Raw genomic sequence first — 15,757 nt, 5'->3', positions numbered from 1 at the left:
GGGCCGGCCCGTACGGGCCGGCCCTCCGCCGTGTCCGCTACTCCTTGCCGAGCGTGGTGACGTCCAGCTCGTCGGCCGCGTAGCTGGCCCGGATCACCTTCTTGTCGAACTTGCCGACCGAGGTCTTCGGGACGGACTCGACGATCGCCCAGCGCTCCGGCAGCTGCCAGGAGGCGATCCGCTCGGCCAGGAAGGCCCGCAGCTCCTTCAGCCCGGCGGTCGCGCCCGGGCGCAGCACCACGGTGGCCAGCGGGCGCTCGCCCCACTTCTCGTCCGGCACCGCGACCACGGCGGCCTCGGCCACCTCGGGGTGGCCCATCAGGGCGTTCTCCAGCTCGACGGACGAGATCCACTCCCCGCCCGACTTGATGACGTCCTTGGCCCGGTCGGTGAGGGTCAGGTAGCCGTCGGCGGTGATGGTGCCGACGTCGCCGGTGCGCAGCCAGCCGTCCTCGGAGAACTTGTCCTCCGGGCGGAGCGGGTCCTGCCCGGCGCCGCCGTAGTAGGCCGCGGCGATCCACGGACCGCGCACCTCCAACTCGCCTGCGGCGACGCCGTCGTGCGGCATCCGCTCGCCGCCCGGGCCGATCAGCCGGGCCTCGACGGAGGCCGGGAAGAGGCCCTGGGTGATCCGGTACGGCCACTCCTCCTCGGGCGTGAGGCCGCCGGGCGGCTGGGCGAAGGAGCCGAGCGGGGAGGTCTCGGTCATGCCCCAGGCGTGCAGCACCCGGATGCCGTGGCGCTCGTCGTAGGCCTTCATCAGCGAGGGCGGGCAGGCGCTGCCGCCGATGACCACCATGCGCAGGCTGGAGGTGTCGTAGTCGCCGGCGTCCAGCTCGTCCAGCAGGCCGCTCCAGATGGTGGGGACGGCGGCGCTGACCGTGGGCCGGACGGCGGCGATCATCTCGGCCATCGGCTTGGGCTGGAGGAAACGGTCCGGCATGAGCAGGTTGGCGCCGGACATGAAGGCGGCGTGCGGGATGCCCCAGGCGTTCACGTGGAACATCGGGACCACCGGCAGCGCGGTGTCGCGCGGGGTGAAGGCGAAGTTGTCGCCGGTGTTGACCTGCATGCAGTGCAGGTAGATCGACCGGTGGCTGTAGAGCACGCCCTTCGGGTCGCCGGTGGTGCCGGAGGTGTAGCAGAGCACGGCGGCCTGGCGCTCGTCCATGTCCCGCTGCCACGGGTAGTCGGTGGGCCGCCCGGCGATCAGCTCCTCGTAGTCGTGCACGCCGCCCGCGAAGCCGGCCAGCAGCGAACGGTCGCCCGGGCCGGCCACCACGATGTGCTTCAGCGTGGGCGCGAGGGCCGGCAGCACGGCGGCGAGCAGCGGCAGCACGCTGCCGTTGACGATGATCACGCGGTCGGCGGCGTGGTCGATGATGTAGGAGAGCTGCTGGGCGGGCAGCCGCAGGTTCAGGGTGTGCAGCACGGCGCCCATCGCGGGGACGGCGAGGTACGCCTCCAAGTGGAAGTCGTTGTTCCACATCAGCGTCGCCACCCGGTCGTCCCCCGTGACGCCGAGCTCGTCGCGCAGCGCGTGGGCGAGCTGCGCGGCGCGGGCGCCCACCTCGGCGTAGGTCCGGACCACCGGCCCGGCGGCGTCCCAGGTGGTGACGGTCGAACGGGCGTGGACCGTGGATCCGTGCTCCAGGATTCGGGTGACGGTGAGTGGTACGTCCTGCATCGTGCTGAACACGGGTCCTCCTCGACCTGGCGGCACTGGCGACTCCCGCGGCACACCTACCGGGCGGTAATGCGCGCGGACGTGCCCGATTGTGCCGTTCCGTCCGCCTGCTGTCAGTATCCCGGCCCCGTTGCACGGATCACGGATTCGCCCGGTTCCTCCCCCGGCACTTCGCCCGCTGCCTCCCCCGGCCACTCCCGTGGGGTGGTGCTCAGCGGTGGTCGGGACGGCAGAGGCACAGCGAGTTCGCCGGGTCGGGGGCGTACGCCGGGTCGAGGACCCGGCCCTGCTCGGCGGCGATCCGCAGGGCCTGCTGGGCGCCGGCGCCGCGGTAGGTGGCGCGGTGCAGCCGGATGCGGCGCAGGAAGGTGCCGTCCGGGGCGAGCAGCCGGCCGTAGCTGTCGGCGGTGCGGCCCAGTTCGCGGGTGGCGTCGCGCTTGAGGATCCGGCGGACGTGCCGGTCCCAGGCGGCGGGGCTGCCGGTGAACTCGGCGCGGAAGGCGCGCGGACCGACCGTCCAGCGGGCGCCCCAGCGCTCCCAGTAGTCGGGCTCGGGGCGGTCCACCCAGAAGGTGAGCAGGCCGTACACCGGGGCGTAGACCAGCTGGAGCAGGAAGATGACCGGCAGCAGCGGTGCGAACCGGCCCGGCTGCGGCCCCCACGGGGTGCCCGGGGCCGCCGGCGGATCCTGCGGGGAGGGCGCGCCCACCGTGGCCGGGGCGGGGAACCGGCGGACCAGCCGGACCCGCTCCGCGTCGGTGCCGGACGGCACCACCTGCCAGCCGAACCGCTCGGCGATCCGGGCCACGCCGTCCGCGCCGAGGCCCCGGCACAGCCGCACCGCGAGTCCGACGGACACCTCGCGGCCGAGGTCGAGCTGCACCTCGCCGCCGCCGGCCGCGTGGTTCGCCTCGGCGGCGGCGATGCGGCGGCGCAGGACCGGGGTGACGTAGCGCTCCCAGTCCTCGGGGCGGCCGGTGAGCTCGGCCCGCAGGCGGCGCGGCGGGATGAAGCTGCGGTTGACCCTCAGCCAGCCGTCGGAGCTGGGGCCCTCGCCGCCGTAGTTGGAGAAGATCGCGGCCGCGATGATGACCGCGAAGACGGCCACCAGGCCGAGGATCCAGAGCGGTGCGTAGATCCACTGCAGGAGGAACTGGAGCAGCACCACCGCGCGGTTGCGGCGCGGCAGCGGGCCGGCGGGCCGCACCTGGGCGGCGAACTGGCTTGCGGGGCAGGGGGGTTGGGCGGCCGGTCGCGGCTGCGGTTGCTGTGGTTGCTGCTGCCGCGGCGGGACCGGCTGGGCGTACGGGTTCTGCTGTGGCGGCACCGGCTGGGCGTACGGGTTCGGCCCGTACGGATCCCGCCGTGGTGCGCCGCCGCCGCAACCGGCCGCGCCCGGGTGTTCCTGGCCGTTCGTCATGCCGCCCCCTGGGTGCTCGGTGAGCGGCCACCCTATCGACGGGCGGTCAGCCGGCGGTCGGCCCGTCGACCTGGTCGCGGTCGATGGTGAGGGTCTGGCCGGCGTAGGTCTCCTGGGCGTTGCCGCGGTACTGGTGGACGCGCTGGCGGGAGGGCCAGAGGTCCGGAGTGAGCGGTCCGGCGCCGGCGGTGTCGGCGTGATCGTCCCAGCGGGCGTACCAGACCGCGTCGGGGAGCGGGGAGCTGCCGGCCCGGGCGGCGGCGGCCAGGTCGGCGACGCCGGAGTCGAGGCTGGAGTAGAGGCCGGAGCGGTAGCCCGCCGAGTGCAGGGCCTGGGTCCAGCCGAGGGCGAAGTCGACCACGGCCTGCCCGCAGGAGGCGTCGTGCATCGAGTAGGCCTCGATGTCCAGGTAGACCGGGCCGCCCTTGCCGAGCCCGAGCGAGCGCATCGCGCGCACGGCCTCGCCGGCCTCGTCCCGGCCCTGCTCGACGGCCTTGGCCGGGTCGATCCGCTTGGGCTTGCGGCTCGGGTCGGCGCACGGCGCCTGCAGGCCGACGTGCACCGGCAGGAAGCGCCAGCCGGCCGCGCGCGCCTGGCGGATCCAGTCCGCGGTGAGCCGGGGCTGGGCGCAGCCGCGCTGGGAGCCGCTGACGTAGATGCCGACCGCCCCGTACGGCGAGGCGGCGCGCCAGGCCCGCAGGGTCTCGGCCGGGGGCGCGGTGCAGGCGTCGAAGGCGGTGCCGCTCCAGTTGTCGCGGAACCGGGGCGGGCCGATCCGGTCGGGGAGCGTCACGGTGCGGATGCGCGGGACGGCGACGGCGGCGGGAGCGGAGGCTTCGGCGCTCACGCCCGTCCCGTCGGTGGCCAACAGGAGCACGAGGGAGGCGGCCAGGACGGCCGCCGGGCGGAGGTAGCGCATCCGGCCTTGATACTGACGGACCATCGGACGAACGCGTCCACCACGCCGCAGGGGCCCCGCGGGACCACCCTTTCGGGTGCGCCCGTCCGCATCCGTCCCGATTCTGGTAACGAGCTTGCTGCTTTGTCACTCCTTACGGCAAACTCGTTAGCATGCCCACCTCCCACAGCAGCGAAACCGCTGTCCCCACCTCGGCCGCCGCCGTCGCCGAGGCCCTTGCCATGCCGCCCGCCCCCAAGGGCGAGCCTGCCGGCGAGCGGGGCAGCTGGCGACGAGGTGGGGAGCCCGGCTCCGCGGCGCCCCCCGGGGTGCGAACCGGCCGAACCGGCCGGTTCGGCAAGGCCCTGCGGCGCCCGGAGCGAATCCCGGCGCCGCTTCTGTGTCTGGTCGCGATGTTCCTGGTGCAGACCGGCATCGCGCTGTCCAAACCGCTGTTCGGCCCGCTCGGGGTCAGCGGCACCACCTTCCTGCGCCTGGGCTTCGCCGCGGTCATCCTGCTCGCCGTCACCCGGCCCAGGCTGCGCGACAAGCGCCCGCGCGACCTCGCCGCGGCCGCGCTGCTCGGCGTCGCCTCGGCCGGGATGACCTTCCTGTTCGCCGGGGCGATCGACCGGCTGCCGATGGGCACCGCCGCGACCATCGAGTTCCTCGGCCCGCTCGCGGTCGCCCTGGTCTTCGCCCGCCGCGCCAGCCACCTCCTCTGGGCACTGCTCGCCGGGGTCGGCGTCCTCCTGCTGACCCTGCTCGGTGAGGGGGAGGGCGGCGGCTCGCTCGACCCGGTCGGCCTGCTGTACGCCTTCGGCGCCGCGGCCTGCTACGCGGTCTACATCCTGTTCACCGACAAGGTCGGCGCCACCTTCCAGGGCTTCCAGGGCCTGGCGGTGTCGATGACGGTCGGCGCGCTGGCCCTCGCGCCGTTCGGGCTCGGCCAGGCCTGGGACGGGCTCACCGCGCCCGGCGCCTCCCCGCTGCTGCTGCTCGCCTCGGCGGCCGGGGTCGCGCTGCTGCTGCCGGTGCTCCCGTACGCGCTGGAGATGACGGCGCTGCGCCGGATGCCCCAGCGGGTGTTCAGCGTGCTGGTCAGCCTGGAGCCGGCGGTCAGCGCGCTGGTCGGGCTGGTGGTGCTCGGCCAGCTGCTGGGCGCGGCGCAGCTGGCCGGGATCGGCTGCGTGGTGGCGGCCAGCGTGGGGGCCACGCTGACCGGGCGGCGCTGACCGGGCGGCGCTGACCGGGCCGCGCTGACCGGCCCGGCCCCGGACCTCGGCCAGCACGACGGCTTACAGCCCTTACGGCGCTTACGGCGCTTACGGCGCTTACGGCCAGAGCAGGGTGCGCGACCACTCCGGCGCACGGACCGGGCCGGTGCGGGTGTAGCGCAGCCGGACGTGCCGGCGCTGGGCGTCGCCCTGCCAGAACTCCACCTCGTGCGCCCACAGGGTGTAGACCGCGTGGCCGGGCGCGACGGCGTCCGGGGTGGCCTCCAGCCGACGCCGGGCGACCGCCACCGCCTCGTCGTACTCGGTCAGCCCGCCCAGCGGCTCGCTCTGCCGGCCGACCAGCGCGCCGATCCGGGCGGCCGGCGAGCGGGTGGCGAACTCTGCGGCGGCGACCAGATCGGCGGCCCGCTCGACGGTGCCGCGGACCCGCACCTGGCGGCCCAGTTGCGGCCAGTAGACGGACAGCGCGGCAGCCGGGTGGTGGGCGAGCTGACGGCCCTTGGGGCTGTCGGCGGCGGCGGAGAAGTTCCAGCCGGTGCCGGCCGCGTCGACGTCGCGCAGCACCAGCACCCGGGCGTCCGGCGTGCCGTCGGCATCGACCGTGCAGAGGGTGAGGGCCTGCGGGTCCAGCACCCCGGCGTCCAGCGCGGTGGCGAGCCAGTCCAGGAACAGCGGGCCGGGCTCGGCGGGGGCGGCCTCGTGGTCGAAGGAGGGCAGCGGGCGGGCCATCGGCGGGCGGCCGAGCAGCAGTTCGGGGACGGACCGCGGTTCGGGCCGGCGCTCGTCCAGTGGCGCCGGGCACGCCTCCGGCTGCGGCTCCGGTGCGGGCCTGGCCCCGTCCGGGCCGGTCAGGCCCTCGTCCTCCGCCGCCATCGCGCGCCTTCCTTCCGATTGCCGCGGTCGTCGCCCCGGCCGGGCCGTCCGTTCCGGGCCCGGCCGCGTGGGAGCGCTGTCGGAGCGCAACCGTACCGCCGTGGACCGACGGCTCCGGGCTCGGGCCCTCGTTGGACGGATCCGGGCCGCTCGCGCGGGGTGGTACGCCGCGGGTGCGCGCCCGTGGCCGCGCCCGTGGCCGCGCCCGTGGCCGCGCCCGGTGGGAACCGGCGGCCGGTCCGGACCGGCGCGCGGGTCCGGACCGGCGCCGGACACACTCGTGGGCGGTGCCGATGGCGGCACCGCCCACGAGGCCGGTTTCGCGGCGACCCTTTCCGCTGGCCGGTCAATGCGCTTGTCCTTCGGAACCCTCGACAGTGCTCAGCTCACCCACGGCCACCCACCTCCGGCGCCCCCGCCGACGGTGGTGCCGAAAGCGGTCAGCGGAAGATCGGGGCGAAGATGACGTTGACGTTCTTGTTCCCCTGGCCGGCCAGGACGTTGCCCGCGTTGTCCTTCACCGCGACGGTGTTGTTCTGGTTCGAGGCACCGGAGCCGGTGGCCGTCTGCTGGGTGGAGACGTAGTTGCCGTCGACCCCGCCGAACACGTTGCCGGTGCCGGTGTCGGACACCACGCCGGCGTTGGAACCGGCCGCGGCACCCGCGCCGTTGTCGGCGGCGGCGGCCCCGGCGCCCACCAGCAGCAGGCCGGCCGCGAGCGGCGCGGCGAGCAGGATCCCGGACACCCGGCGGGTGTTGAAGCGAGCCATATGAGCCTCCAAATAAGCTGTTAATCGTGCATTGGTCGAGCATGGATGCGGGGGTTCGCCGGCCAGACGAACTCCTGCGGGCTGCGACGCCGGGTCACAGACTTCCGCAACAAATCGACAAAGCACTAGCCGACGGAGCAGTTTTCGCCCGTTAGCGTGATATCCACCCGAGCCGCGCATAACGGGCGCCGATTCGGACAGGGCGCCGACACACCGCTACTGAGCTGGGACTTCGCCCGAGCGGCGGCGACTTTGCACGTCCCGGGAAGCGGCGCTTCGGCGCCGCACGAACCACCGAGCGCACCACCCCGGCTCAGGCCTCCAGGGAACACGCCCCCAAAAAGTTCGATCACCCTTCCATGTCGACTTTTCCAGCCATGCGCAGATCATCGGAAAGTCGTACGGAAAATACGATCAAGAAAGCGATGGCGAAAGGGTGGTGGGACCACGAATCCTGTTGCTCTGAAAATCAGACCATCTTGCCCGGATTGAGGATTCCCAGCGGATCGAAGACCGCCTTCACCTGCCGCTGCAGGTCCAGCCCGACCGGTCCCAGCTCACGGGCCAGCCAGTCCCGCTTGAGCAGCCCCACCCCGTGCTCGCCGGTGATCGTGCCACCCAACTCCAGGCCGAGCGCCATGATCTCGTCGAAGGAGCGCTGGGCGCGTTTCGCCTGCTCCGGGTCCGCGCCGTCGAAGATCACGATCGGGTGGGTGTTGCCGTCCCCGGCGTGGCTGACCACCCCGATGGTCAGCGCGTGCCGCTCCGCGATCCGCGCGACGCCGTTCAGCATCTCGGCCAGCCGGGACCGCGGCACCGCCACGTCGTCGATCATCGTGGTGCCCAGGCGGTCCAGCGCGGGCAGCGCCAGCCGCCGGGCCGCCAGCAGCAGATCGGACTCCGCCTGGTCCTCGGCCGGCACCACCTCGGTCGCCCCGGCCTCCCGGCACAGCTCCGCGACCCGCGCCAGCCCGGCCACCCGGTCCGGCCCGTCGAAGGCCACCAGCAGCAGCGCCTGGGTCGACTCCGGCAGGCCCATCTGCCCCAGCTCGTTGACGGCCCGGACGGACACCGCGTCCATCAGCTCCATCAACGACGGCGTCAGCCCGCTCGCCATCACCGCGCAGACCGCCGCACCGGCGGTGTCCGCACTCGGGAACTCCGCCGCCAGCGCCAACTGCGGGGCCGGCGCCGGCCGCAGCGACAGCACCGCCCGGACCACCACCCCGAGCGTCCCCTCCGAACCGACCAGCAGCCGGGTCAGGTCGTAGCCGGCCACCCCCTTGGCCGTCCGGCGCCCGGTGGACAGCAGCCGGCCGTCCGCCAGCACCACGTCCAGCCCGAGCACGTACTCGCTGGTGACGCCGTACTTCACGCAGCACAGCCCGCCCGCGCCGGTGCCGATGTTGCCGCCGATCGTGCAGGACTCCCAGCTGGACGGGTCCGGCGGGTAGCAGAGCCCGAACTCCTCTACGGCGCGCGCGAGTTCGGCGTTCACCACGCCCGGTTCGACCACCGCGACGCGGTTCACCGGGTCGATCTCCAGGATCCGGTTCAGTTTCACCAGCGACAGCACGATGCACCCGTCGACCGCGTTCGCCGCCCCCGACAGCCCCGTCCGGGCCCCCTGCGGCACCACCGGCACCCGCAGCTCGGTGGCGGTGCGCAGCACGTGCTGCACCTGCTCGACCGTCTCCGGGAACACCACCACGGCGGGCGCGCCGGCGGCGCAGAAGCCCGCCATGTCATGGCTGTAGGCCGCGGTGACATCCGGATCCACCACCACCGCCCCGGCCGGGAGACCCTGCGCCAGCCGGTCCGTCAGATCACCCATCGCCGCCTCCACTCGCCACCGCACCGCCGCCACCTCCGCACTCTGCCCGCCGGGCCGGGGGCGGGCAAGTAGGCCTCGCCCCGGGCCGGGCCCGGCACACGGCCGGGGTGGCGAGGGCACGGCGCAGCGTGAGCGACGCTCTGCGGCAGCGTCAACAGCTCCTGCAACCAAGGGAGATGGGAGGACCGCGCGCCACCGGGCACCAGCGGCCCGAGGTGCCCGCCCGCCGGACGGGCCGAGCGGAGAAACACCGAGGGCGGGTACCGAACGATGTCGGCACCCGCCCTGAGCAGGTGTGGTTCCCCTACCAGCGGAGAGCGTGGGATTCGAACCCACGGTGACGGGTCACGCCACGACAGTTTTCAAGACTGTTCCCTTAGGCCGCTCGGGCAGCTCTCCAGGCGGAGGTCAGCCTAACGGGTCCGGCGGGGTTCGGTGCACACGATTCCGTGTGCACCGGGGTCACTGATCGCCGTCCCGCTGGCCGAGCGTGACCTTGGTGGTCATGGTCTGGCCGTTGCGGGTGTACTCGACGTCGACGGTCTCGCCCGGCTTGTGCGTCCAGATCCGGCTGACCAGGGCGGGGCCGTTCTCGATCGGGGCGCCGCCGAGCTTGGTGATGACGTCGCCCGGCTTGAGGCCGGCCTTGTCGGCCGCGCCGCCGGGGGTGACGGCCGGCTGGCCCTGGACGTCCTTGGTCTGGATCTGCGCGCCGTCGCCCTTGTAGTCGTCGTTGCGCAGCACGTCGAGCTTGGCGTAGACCGGCTTGCCGGTCTTGATCAGGGTGTCCGCGACCCACTTGGCCTGGTTGATCGGGATGGCGAAGCCCAGGCCGATGCTGCCGGCCCGGCCGTTGGCGGAGGCGTTGGACTGGATCGCCGAGTTGATGCCGATCACCGCGCCGCTGGAGTCGAGCAGCGGGCCGCCGGAGTTGCCGGGGTTGATCGAGGCGTCGGTCTGCAGGGCGTTCATGTACGAGGCCTGCGAGCCGGTCTCGTCGCCGGAGGCGACCGGGCGGTCCTTGGCGCTGACGATGCCGCTGGTGACGGTGGACTCCAGGCCGTACGGCGCGCCGATCGCCACGGTGGCGTCACCGACGTTGACCTTGTCGGAGTCGGCCAGCGGCAGCGGCGCCAGCTTGCTCTTCGGCGGGTTGTCGATCTTCACCACGGCGACGTCGTAGCCCTCGGCGTGGCCCAGCACCGAGGCGCTGTAGGAGGTGCCGTCGGCGAACTTGACGGTCAGTTTGCCGCCGCTGCCGGTGAGGGTCGGCGCGACCACGTGGTTGTTGGTGAGGATGTGGCCCTCGGTGTCGAAGACGAAGCCGGTGCCGGTGCCCGACTCGCCGTTGCCCTGCGCCTTGATGGTGACGACGCTGGGCAGCGCCTTCTGCGCGATGCCGGCGATCGAGCCGGGGGCGGGCTCGTTCCTCTGGGTGTTGCTGGCCTGGACGGTGGTGCTGCGGTGGTCGTCCGCCGAGGGGCTGCTGTTGGCGTGGTCGGTGGCGACCACACCGATCGCGCCGCCGGCGATGCCGGCGACCAGCGCGACGGCCGCGAGCAGGGCCACCAGGCCGCCGCGCTTCTTGCGCGGGCCGCCGGGGCCGGTCGGGCCGCCGGGGTACTCGGCCGGGTAGCCGAGCGGGCCGCCCGGGCCGCCGGGGTAGCCCGCGCCGCCGGAGCCGGCGTCGTGGCCGGCGCCCCAGCCGCCGAGCGGCTGGCCGGCGCCGAAGGGGTGGTGGCCCTGCGCCGCGGGCGCGCCGGCGCCCGGGGCGCCGTACGGCTCCTGCGCGTTGGCGGCCGGGACGCCGTAGCCCTCCTGGGCGCCGGCGGCGGGCACGCCGTGGCTCGGGGTCGCGTACGGGTTGGTGCCCGGGGTGCCCGGCGGCAGCGCGGGCGCGGCCGGGGCGGGGGCCTGCGCGGCCGGCGCCTCGGCGACCGGCTGGGCGGCCGGCTGGGCCACGGGCTCGGCGGCCGGCTCCGGGACCCGGCTGAACGCCATGGTCGGCTGGTGACCGCTGCCGGCGGGCGCGCCCTCGGCCGGGGCGTCGGCCGCCGTCGGCCCGGCCACCGGCTCGACGACCGGCTGGGCCACAGGCTCGGCGGCCGGCTCCGGAACCCGGCTGAACGCCATCGTCGGCTTGTGACCGCCCTGAGCGGTGCCGTCGGAAACGGCGGCCGCCGCCTCCGCGGCCCCGGCGGGCTGCTCCCCCTGCGGCCCGGTGGGCCCAACCTCGCGCTCGGTGCTCACGGACGACCTCCATAGCTGACAGAACCAAGGACCATAGTTTTTCGCACCGACGATTCGATTGCCGTAAGGACCCCTCTGAAGAACTCATAAGAATCCTTAGCCGCCTCCGACGACCGGGCTCCCCACCCCCGCCGGGCGTCCCGCGATGCGGACCGCGCACCCACCGGCCTTTGGCGTTCGTACCCGTGCCGGTTAGCCTGTCGCTCCAAACTGACACGCGGGAGCTTGGACCGACCAGGCTGAGAGTGCGCATGTCGACCGTACGCCAGGCGAGTGACCGGCGGGCCGTCGAGGGGGCGCTGACCGCCGGAACCTGTCCGGGTAATGCCGGCGTAGGGAGTATCGGCCATGCCGCCTGCTTCGCCATCCTCCTCTCCGGGCGCGCCCGCGTCCGAGGATTTCCCCGCCCCCGCCGCGACCGCGCTGCTCGACCACCGGGTCGAGGCGCCGCTGGTCCTCGACACCGAGCCGCCGCGCACCCTGCGCTTCCGGGACCACTTCGCGCTCTGGATGAACCTCGGCGTCAGCCTGATCGGCTTCTCCACCGCCGCCACCGTGCTCGGCGCCAAGGGCAGCGAGCTGTCGCTGGCGGCCGCGGTGACCGCGATCGTGGCCGGTACGGCGGTCGGCACCGCGATGCTCGGCGTGGCCGCGCTGATCGGCGCCCGGACCGGCGCCCCGGCGATGGCCAACCTGCGCGGCCTGTTCGGCACCCGGCTGTCCTACCTGCCGACCGTGCTGAACATCGTCCAGTGCATCGGCTGGGGCGTGTTCGAGCTGCTGACCATCTCGGCGGGCGCGCAGACCGTCGCCCACACCACCGGCTACCGCTGGCTGTTCGTGCTGCTCGCGGGCGCGCTGACCACCGCGCTGACGATCTGGCCGCTGGGCTCGATCGCGGTGCTGCGCCGCTTCGTGGCCGGCGCGGTCGCGGTGGCGATGGTGTACTTCACCGTCCAGCTGGGCCGCCAGGGCGTGCCGGACCCGGGTGCTGGCAACTGGCACGGCTTCCTGGGCGCCACCGACGCGATGATCGCGGTGTCGATCTCCTTCGTGCCGATGGCCGCCGACTACACCCGGCACTCGCGCACCCCGCGCTCGGCGTTCTGGGGCAGCTTCTCCGGCTACACCGTCGCCCAGGTCTGGTGCTACGTGCTCGGTCTGATGGCGCTGCTGCAGTCCGACGGCGACCCGAACCGGATCTTCGACTCCTTCCTCGGCGTCTGGGCCGGCTGGCTGTTCCTGCTGGTGCTGGTGCTGCGCGAGACCGACCAGTCCTTCGCCAACGTCTACTCGACGGCGATGTCGCTGCAGAACCTGCTGCCGCGGGTGGACCGCCGGGTGCTGAGCGGCGGGATCGGCGTGCTGATCACCGTGCTGGCGCTGCGGATCGACCGGTTCACCGACACCTACAGCAACTTCCTCGGCCTGATCGGCTCGGTCTTCGTACCGCTGCTGGCGGTGCTGGCGGTGGACTACTTCTTCGGCGCCGGCCGGCACGGCTGGGACCTCTCCGAGCGGGCGCCGTCCCGCTGGCTGATGCTGCTGCCCTGGGTGCTGGGCTTCGCGGTCTACCAGTTCATCGCGCCGACCGCGGTCGCCGACTGGTGGGTGGACTTCTGGACCTCCGCCCAGGAGGCGCTGCACTTCACCCCGCAGCAGTGGACCTCCGCCTCGCTGTTCGCCTTCCTGGTGCCGGCGCTGGCCACCTGGGCGCTCACCCCGCTGACCCGCCGCACCGCGCGGGGCTGAGTCCCCGCCGGATCCCGCCGAGTCCCCGGAGGCGGAGCCGGCCCCGCAGGTTGGGACCGGCTTCGCCTCCGCGTCACCCGCGCCCCCTATCGTGGGGGCCGTGACCAGCCCAGACCTGCCCCCGGCGGCGGCGCGCACCGCGCCCTCCGTCCAGGTGATCGCCCACCGCGGTTCCTCCCACGCCCTGCCCGAGCACACCCTCGCGGCGTACCGGCGCGCGCTCGACGAGGGCGCGGACGCCGTCGAGTGCGACGTCCGGGTGACGGCCGACGGCCACCTGGTCTGCGTGCACGACCGCCGGATCGGCCGGGTCTCCGACGGCCGGGGCACCGTCTCCGCGATGACGCTGGCCGAGCTGGAGGCGTACGACTTCGGCGCCTGGAAGACCGGCCGGCCCAGCACCGACCCCGAGCTGCGCGGCGTGCTGCGACTGGAGCGGCTGCTGGAGCTGGTGGTGGACTGCGGCCGCCCGGTGGACCTGGCGATCGAGACCAAGCACCCGGTGCGCTTCCGCGGCCGGGTCGAGGCCGAGCTGCTGCGGGCCCTGGAGCGGTTCAAGATCGGCACCGTCCGGGAGGGCGACCGCCCGTCCGCCCGGATCATGAGCTTCTCCTCGATCGCGCTGAACCGGGTGGCCGCCGCCGCGCCCGACTACCGGCGGGTGTTCCTGATCGAACGGATGCTGCCGCTGCTCGGCCGGCTCCGCCCGGGGCAGCCGCTGCCGGGCGGGGCGCGGATCGCCGGCCCGGGCATCGAACTGATCAAGGCCAAGCCGCAGCTGGTGCCCCGGCTGCGCGAGCTGGGCCACGAGGTGCACGTGTGGACGGTGGACGAGCCGGCCGACGTCGAACTCTGCCTGGAGCTCGGGGTGTCCGCGATCATCACCAACAGGCCCGCCGAGGTACTGGCGCAGCTCGGGCGGTGATCCTCTTCCGGGAACACCGCCGTACCCGATCCCCCTGGTCGGCAATCAAACCTTCCGCGCACGGTATTGCCGGAATTCTTGCCTTCGGGCGACGGAGGGTGAGCACGGAATGACCTCTTGTCGACCCTGAGTCGCGCCGCTCGAAATGGGCTCGCGGGATCCTCCGCCGGTCGTTTCCGACGCATTACCAAGGGGCATCCATCCCTCGGCATACGCTGAAGGAGGTCCGGGGGTGGCGTTGATGGTGGCGCGTGAAGTGCCGACTTCATCGACCATGGCAGTGCCGCACGGCCCAGCGAGTGTCGGGGTCGCACGGCGCCGACTGCGTCGAGATCTGGGTGACCGGCAGATACCGGAACCGGTCATCGATGATGCTGTTCTGATCCTTTCCGAACTGTTGAGCAACGCCTGTCGATACGCCCGTCCGCTCGGCCCGCTGCCCGCCCTGGGCCGCGGCGCCCGGGCCGAGGTGGTGGACCAGGTGCTGGTCGGCGTCCCCTCCGGGACGCACCCGGCGCCGGGCGGCCGGGAGCACGAGGACGGTGCGGCCGAGCCGGACGGCGGCGTGCTGGTCCGCTGGCAGATGCACGCCGACGGCGTGCTCACCCTGGAGGTCACCGACGGCGGCGCGGCCACCCGGCCGCTGCCCGCCAGCCCCTCGCTGACCTCGCGCGGCGGCCGCGGCCTGGCCATCGTCGACCAGCTGGCCAGCGACTGGGGCGTCCGGGACGCGCCCGGCGAGGTGACGGTCTGGGCGGCGCTGCCCGCCCGTGCCCGGCACGCCCGGCGCACCGGGGGTGACACCGCCCGCAGCGCGTAGGGTCTGTCCGGCGGATCTCGGCGGATCAGCGCGCGGCGTTGGGCGCCCGTCTGGGCGTGCACCCGAGTCGTCCTCGTACTGGGCGCACTCGGGCGATTCGGGCGTGCGTCCAGGCGGGATGCCCGGCGTCGTGCGCCCGGCAAGATCCGCCGGACAGACCCTGGCCGGAGGACGGACACCCGGGCGCACGGCATCCGCCCCAGCGCGTTCCCGCGCGCCGGTGGAACGTCAGTAGGCTTCCCGGTGAAAAGGACCACCGTCCCCGGGAGAGCCGCAGCATGGGCAAGAAGGCCGCCAAGAAGGCGCCGCAGCGCCAGTCCACCACCGCCGTCACGGGCGAGATCCCCGTGGTCGGGGCCCGCGAGGACTGCCCTTGCGGCTCGGGCCGCCGCTACAAGGCCTGCCACGGCCGGGAGGCGTCGCACGCGGTGCAGGAGCTGGTGCACCGCCCGTTCGAGGGCCTGTCGGGCGAGGCGGACTGGGTCGCGCTGCGCGAGCTGGTGCCCGCCGCCACGGTGCCGCTGACGCTGGCCGCCGGGGTGGCCGGGACCGCCGAGGGCGACGTCCCGTCGGTGACCCTGGCCACCGTGCTGCCGCTGGCCTGGCCGGCCCTGCGCCGCGCGGACGGCTCGATCCTGCTGGGCCTGCAGACCCAGTCGTCCTCCGGCGACCTCAGCCGCGACCTCGCGGACGCCCTGGAGCTGGCCCTGGCCACCGAGCCGGGCAGCCCCGTCCCGGCCCGCCGGACCGTGCCGGGCGGCCGTCGCCTGCAGGACCTGCTGGACACCACCGCCGCGTTCGCGCCCACCGTGCACACCGGCTTCGAGTTCTGGCTGGAGGACGCCGAGACCGCCAGCGGCGAGGTCGCCGCCTCGCTGGAGCGGGCCAACGCCTCCGCCATCCCGACCGAGAAGCTCGCGAGCGTCGACGCCGCGTACTGGTGCGGCACCCCGGACAAGAACCACCTGCGCTGGGTGATGACCGTGCCCGAGGAGCAGCTGCTGGACGCGCTGGCCCGGCTGAACGCCGCCGGCGAGGCCTCGCTCGGCGCGGACACCCGCCTGGTCGGCTCCTTCCGCGCGCACGGCCTGACCGTCCCGGTGTGGGACCTCCCGCTCGCCATGACCGCCACCGACTGCGAGAAGCCGGCCGCCGAGTTCGGCGAGCGGCTCGCCGCCGTGCTCGCCGACCCGACCCCGCTGACCGCCGAGGAGCGGCGCGCCCGCGCCAACCTGGTGAACCGTCAGGTCACCTTGAACTAAAGCGCGCTGGATCCGGGTGATACGCGTC

The 15,757-nt window shown here is 74.0% G+C and carries 12 protein-coding genes, 1 tRNA gene and 1 riboswitch; of the genes, 5 read left to right on the top strand and 8 right to left on the bottom strand.

Annotated features, from left to right (window positions below; translation table 11 throughout):
• Window positions 1–37: 37 nt before the first annotated feature.
• From ACFWIS_RS17560 to ACFWIS_RS17550, 3 genes are all read right to left on the bottom strand, one after another.
• Complete coding sequence (locus ACFWIS_RS17560; protein ID WP_380463574.1) at window positions 38–1,699, bottom strand: long-chain fatty acid--CoA ligase; 1,662 nt, start codon at window positions 1,697–1,699, stop codon at window positions 38–40.
• A gap of 199 nt (window positions 1,700–1,898) precedes the next feature.
• Window positions 1,899–3,107 (bottom strand): hypothetical protein, encoded by a 1,209-nt coding sequence (locus ACFWIS_RS17555; RefSeq protein WP_380463576.1) that lies wholly within the window; start codon window positions 3,105–3,107, stop codon window positions 1,899–1,901.
• 46 nt (window positions 3,108–3,153) lie between these two features.
• The gene (locus tag ACFWIS_RS17550; RefSeq protein ID WP_380463578.1) at window positions 3,154–4,026 is read right to left on the bottom strand and encodes a DUF1906 domain-containing protein; all 873 of its coding nucleotides are present in this window, start codon (window positions 4,024–4,026) and stop codon (window positions 3,154–3,156) included.
• 152 nt (window positions 4,027–4,178) lie between these two features.
• On the opposite strand from ACFWIS_RS17550, the gene ACFWIS_RS17545 reads away from it, so the two are divergent.
• Window positions 4,179–5,240, top strand: coding sequence for a DMT family transporter (locus ACFWIS_RS17545; RefSeq protein ID WP_380463580.1), 1,062 nt, complete (start codon window positions 4,179–4,181; stop codon window positions 5,238–5,240).
• 99 nt (window positions 5,241–5,339) lie between these two features.
• On the opposite strand, the gene ACFWIS_RS17540 is transcribed toward ACFWIS_RS17545, so the two are convergent.
• From ACFWIS_RS17540 to ACFWIS_RS17520, 5 genes are all read right to left on the bottom strand, one after another.
• Window positions 5,340–6,116 carry a pyridoxal 5'-phosphate synthase gene (locus ACFWIS_RS17540; RefSeq protein ID WP_380463582.1) on the bottom strand — a complete coding sequence of 259 codons (777 nt, stop codon included), beginning with the start codon at window positions 6,114–6,116 and terminating at the stop codon, window positions 5,340–5,342.
• 440 nt (window positions 6,117–6,556) lie between these two features.
• On the bottom strand, window positions 6,557–6,886 hold the full coding sequence (locus tag ACFWIS_RS17535; RefSeq protein ID WP_380463584.1) for a hypothetical protein: 330 nt from the start codon (window positions 6,884–6,886) through the stop codon (window positions 6,557–6,559).
• A gap of 469 nt (window positions 6,887–7,355) precedes the next feature.
• A complete protein-coding gene (locus tag ACFWIS_RS17530) occupies window positions 7,356–8,720 on the bottom strand; it encodes an FAD-binding oxidoreductase (protein WP_380463586.1) in 1,365 nt (454 codons plus the stop codon).
• A gap of 311 nt (window positions 8,721–9,031) precedes the next feature.
• A tRNA-Ser gene (locus tag ACFWIS_RS17525) sits at window positions 9,032–9,119 on the bottom strand.
• 63 nt (window positions 9,120–9,182) lie between these two features.
• Window positions 9,183–10,970, bottom strand: coding sequence for a trypsin-like peptidase domain-containing protein (locus ACFWIS_RS17520; protein ID WP_380523898.1), 1,788 nt, complete (start codon window positions 10,968–10,970; stop codon window positions 9,183–9,185).
• A gap of 207 nt (window positions 10,971–11,177) precedes the next feature.
• Window positions 11,178–11,326, top strand: a riboswitch (TPP riboswitch).
• Between ACFWIS_RS17520 and ACFWIS_RS17515 the strand changes: the two genes are divergently transcribed.
• The 4 genes from ACFWIS_RS17515 (at window position 11,319) to ACFWIS_RS17500 (ending at window position 15,729) form a co-directional block, all read left to right on the top strand.
• On the top strand, window positions 11,319–12,722 hold the full coding sequence (locus ACFWIS_RS17515; RefSeq protein ID WP_380454312.1) for a purine-cytosine permease family protein: 1,404 nt from the start codon (window positions 11,319–11,321) through the stop codon (window positions 12,720–12,722). It overlaps the preceding riboswitch by 8 nt.
• Window positions 12,723–12,822: 100 nt before the next feature.
• Complete coding sequence (locus tag ACFWIS_RS17510; RefSeq protein ID WP_380454310.1) at window positions 12,823–13,647, top strand: glycerophosphodiester phosphodiesterase; 825 nt, start codon at window positions 12,823–12,825, stop codon at window positions 13,645–13,647.
• A gap of 397 nt (window positions 13,648–14,044) precedes the next feature.
• Window positions 14,045–14,467, top strand: coding sequence for an ATP-binding protein (locus tag ACFWIS_RS17505; RefSeq protein ID WP_380454308.1), 423 nt, complete (start codon window positions 14,045–14,047; stop codon window positions 14,465–14,467).
• A gap of 278 nt (window positions 14,468–14,745) precedes the next feature.
• The gene (locus tag ACFWIS_RS17500) at window positions 14,746–15,729 is read left to right on the top strand and encodes a DUF5926 family protein (RefSeq protein ID WP_380454306.1); all 984 of its coding nucleotides are present in this window, start codon (window positions 14,746–14,748) and stop codon (window positions 15,727–15,729) included.
• The last annotated feature ends 28 nt before the right edge of the window (window positions 15,730–15,757 follow it).

This window comes from Kitasatospora sp. NPDC127060 (assembly GCF_042724935.1).
Classification (GTDB): Bacteria; Actinomycetota; Actinomycetes; order Streptomycetales; family Streptomycetaceae; genus Kitasatospora.
This window is presented reverse-complemented; position numbering and strand designations above follow the sequence as displayed.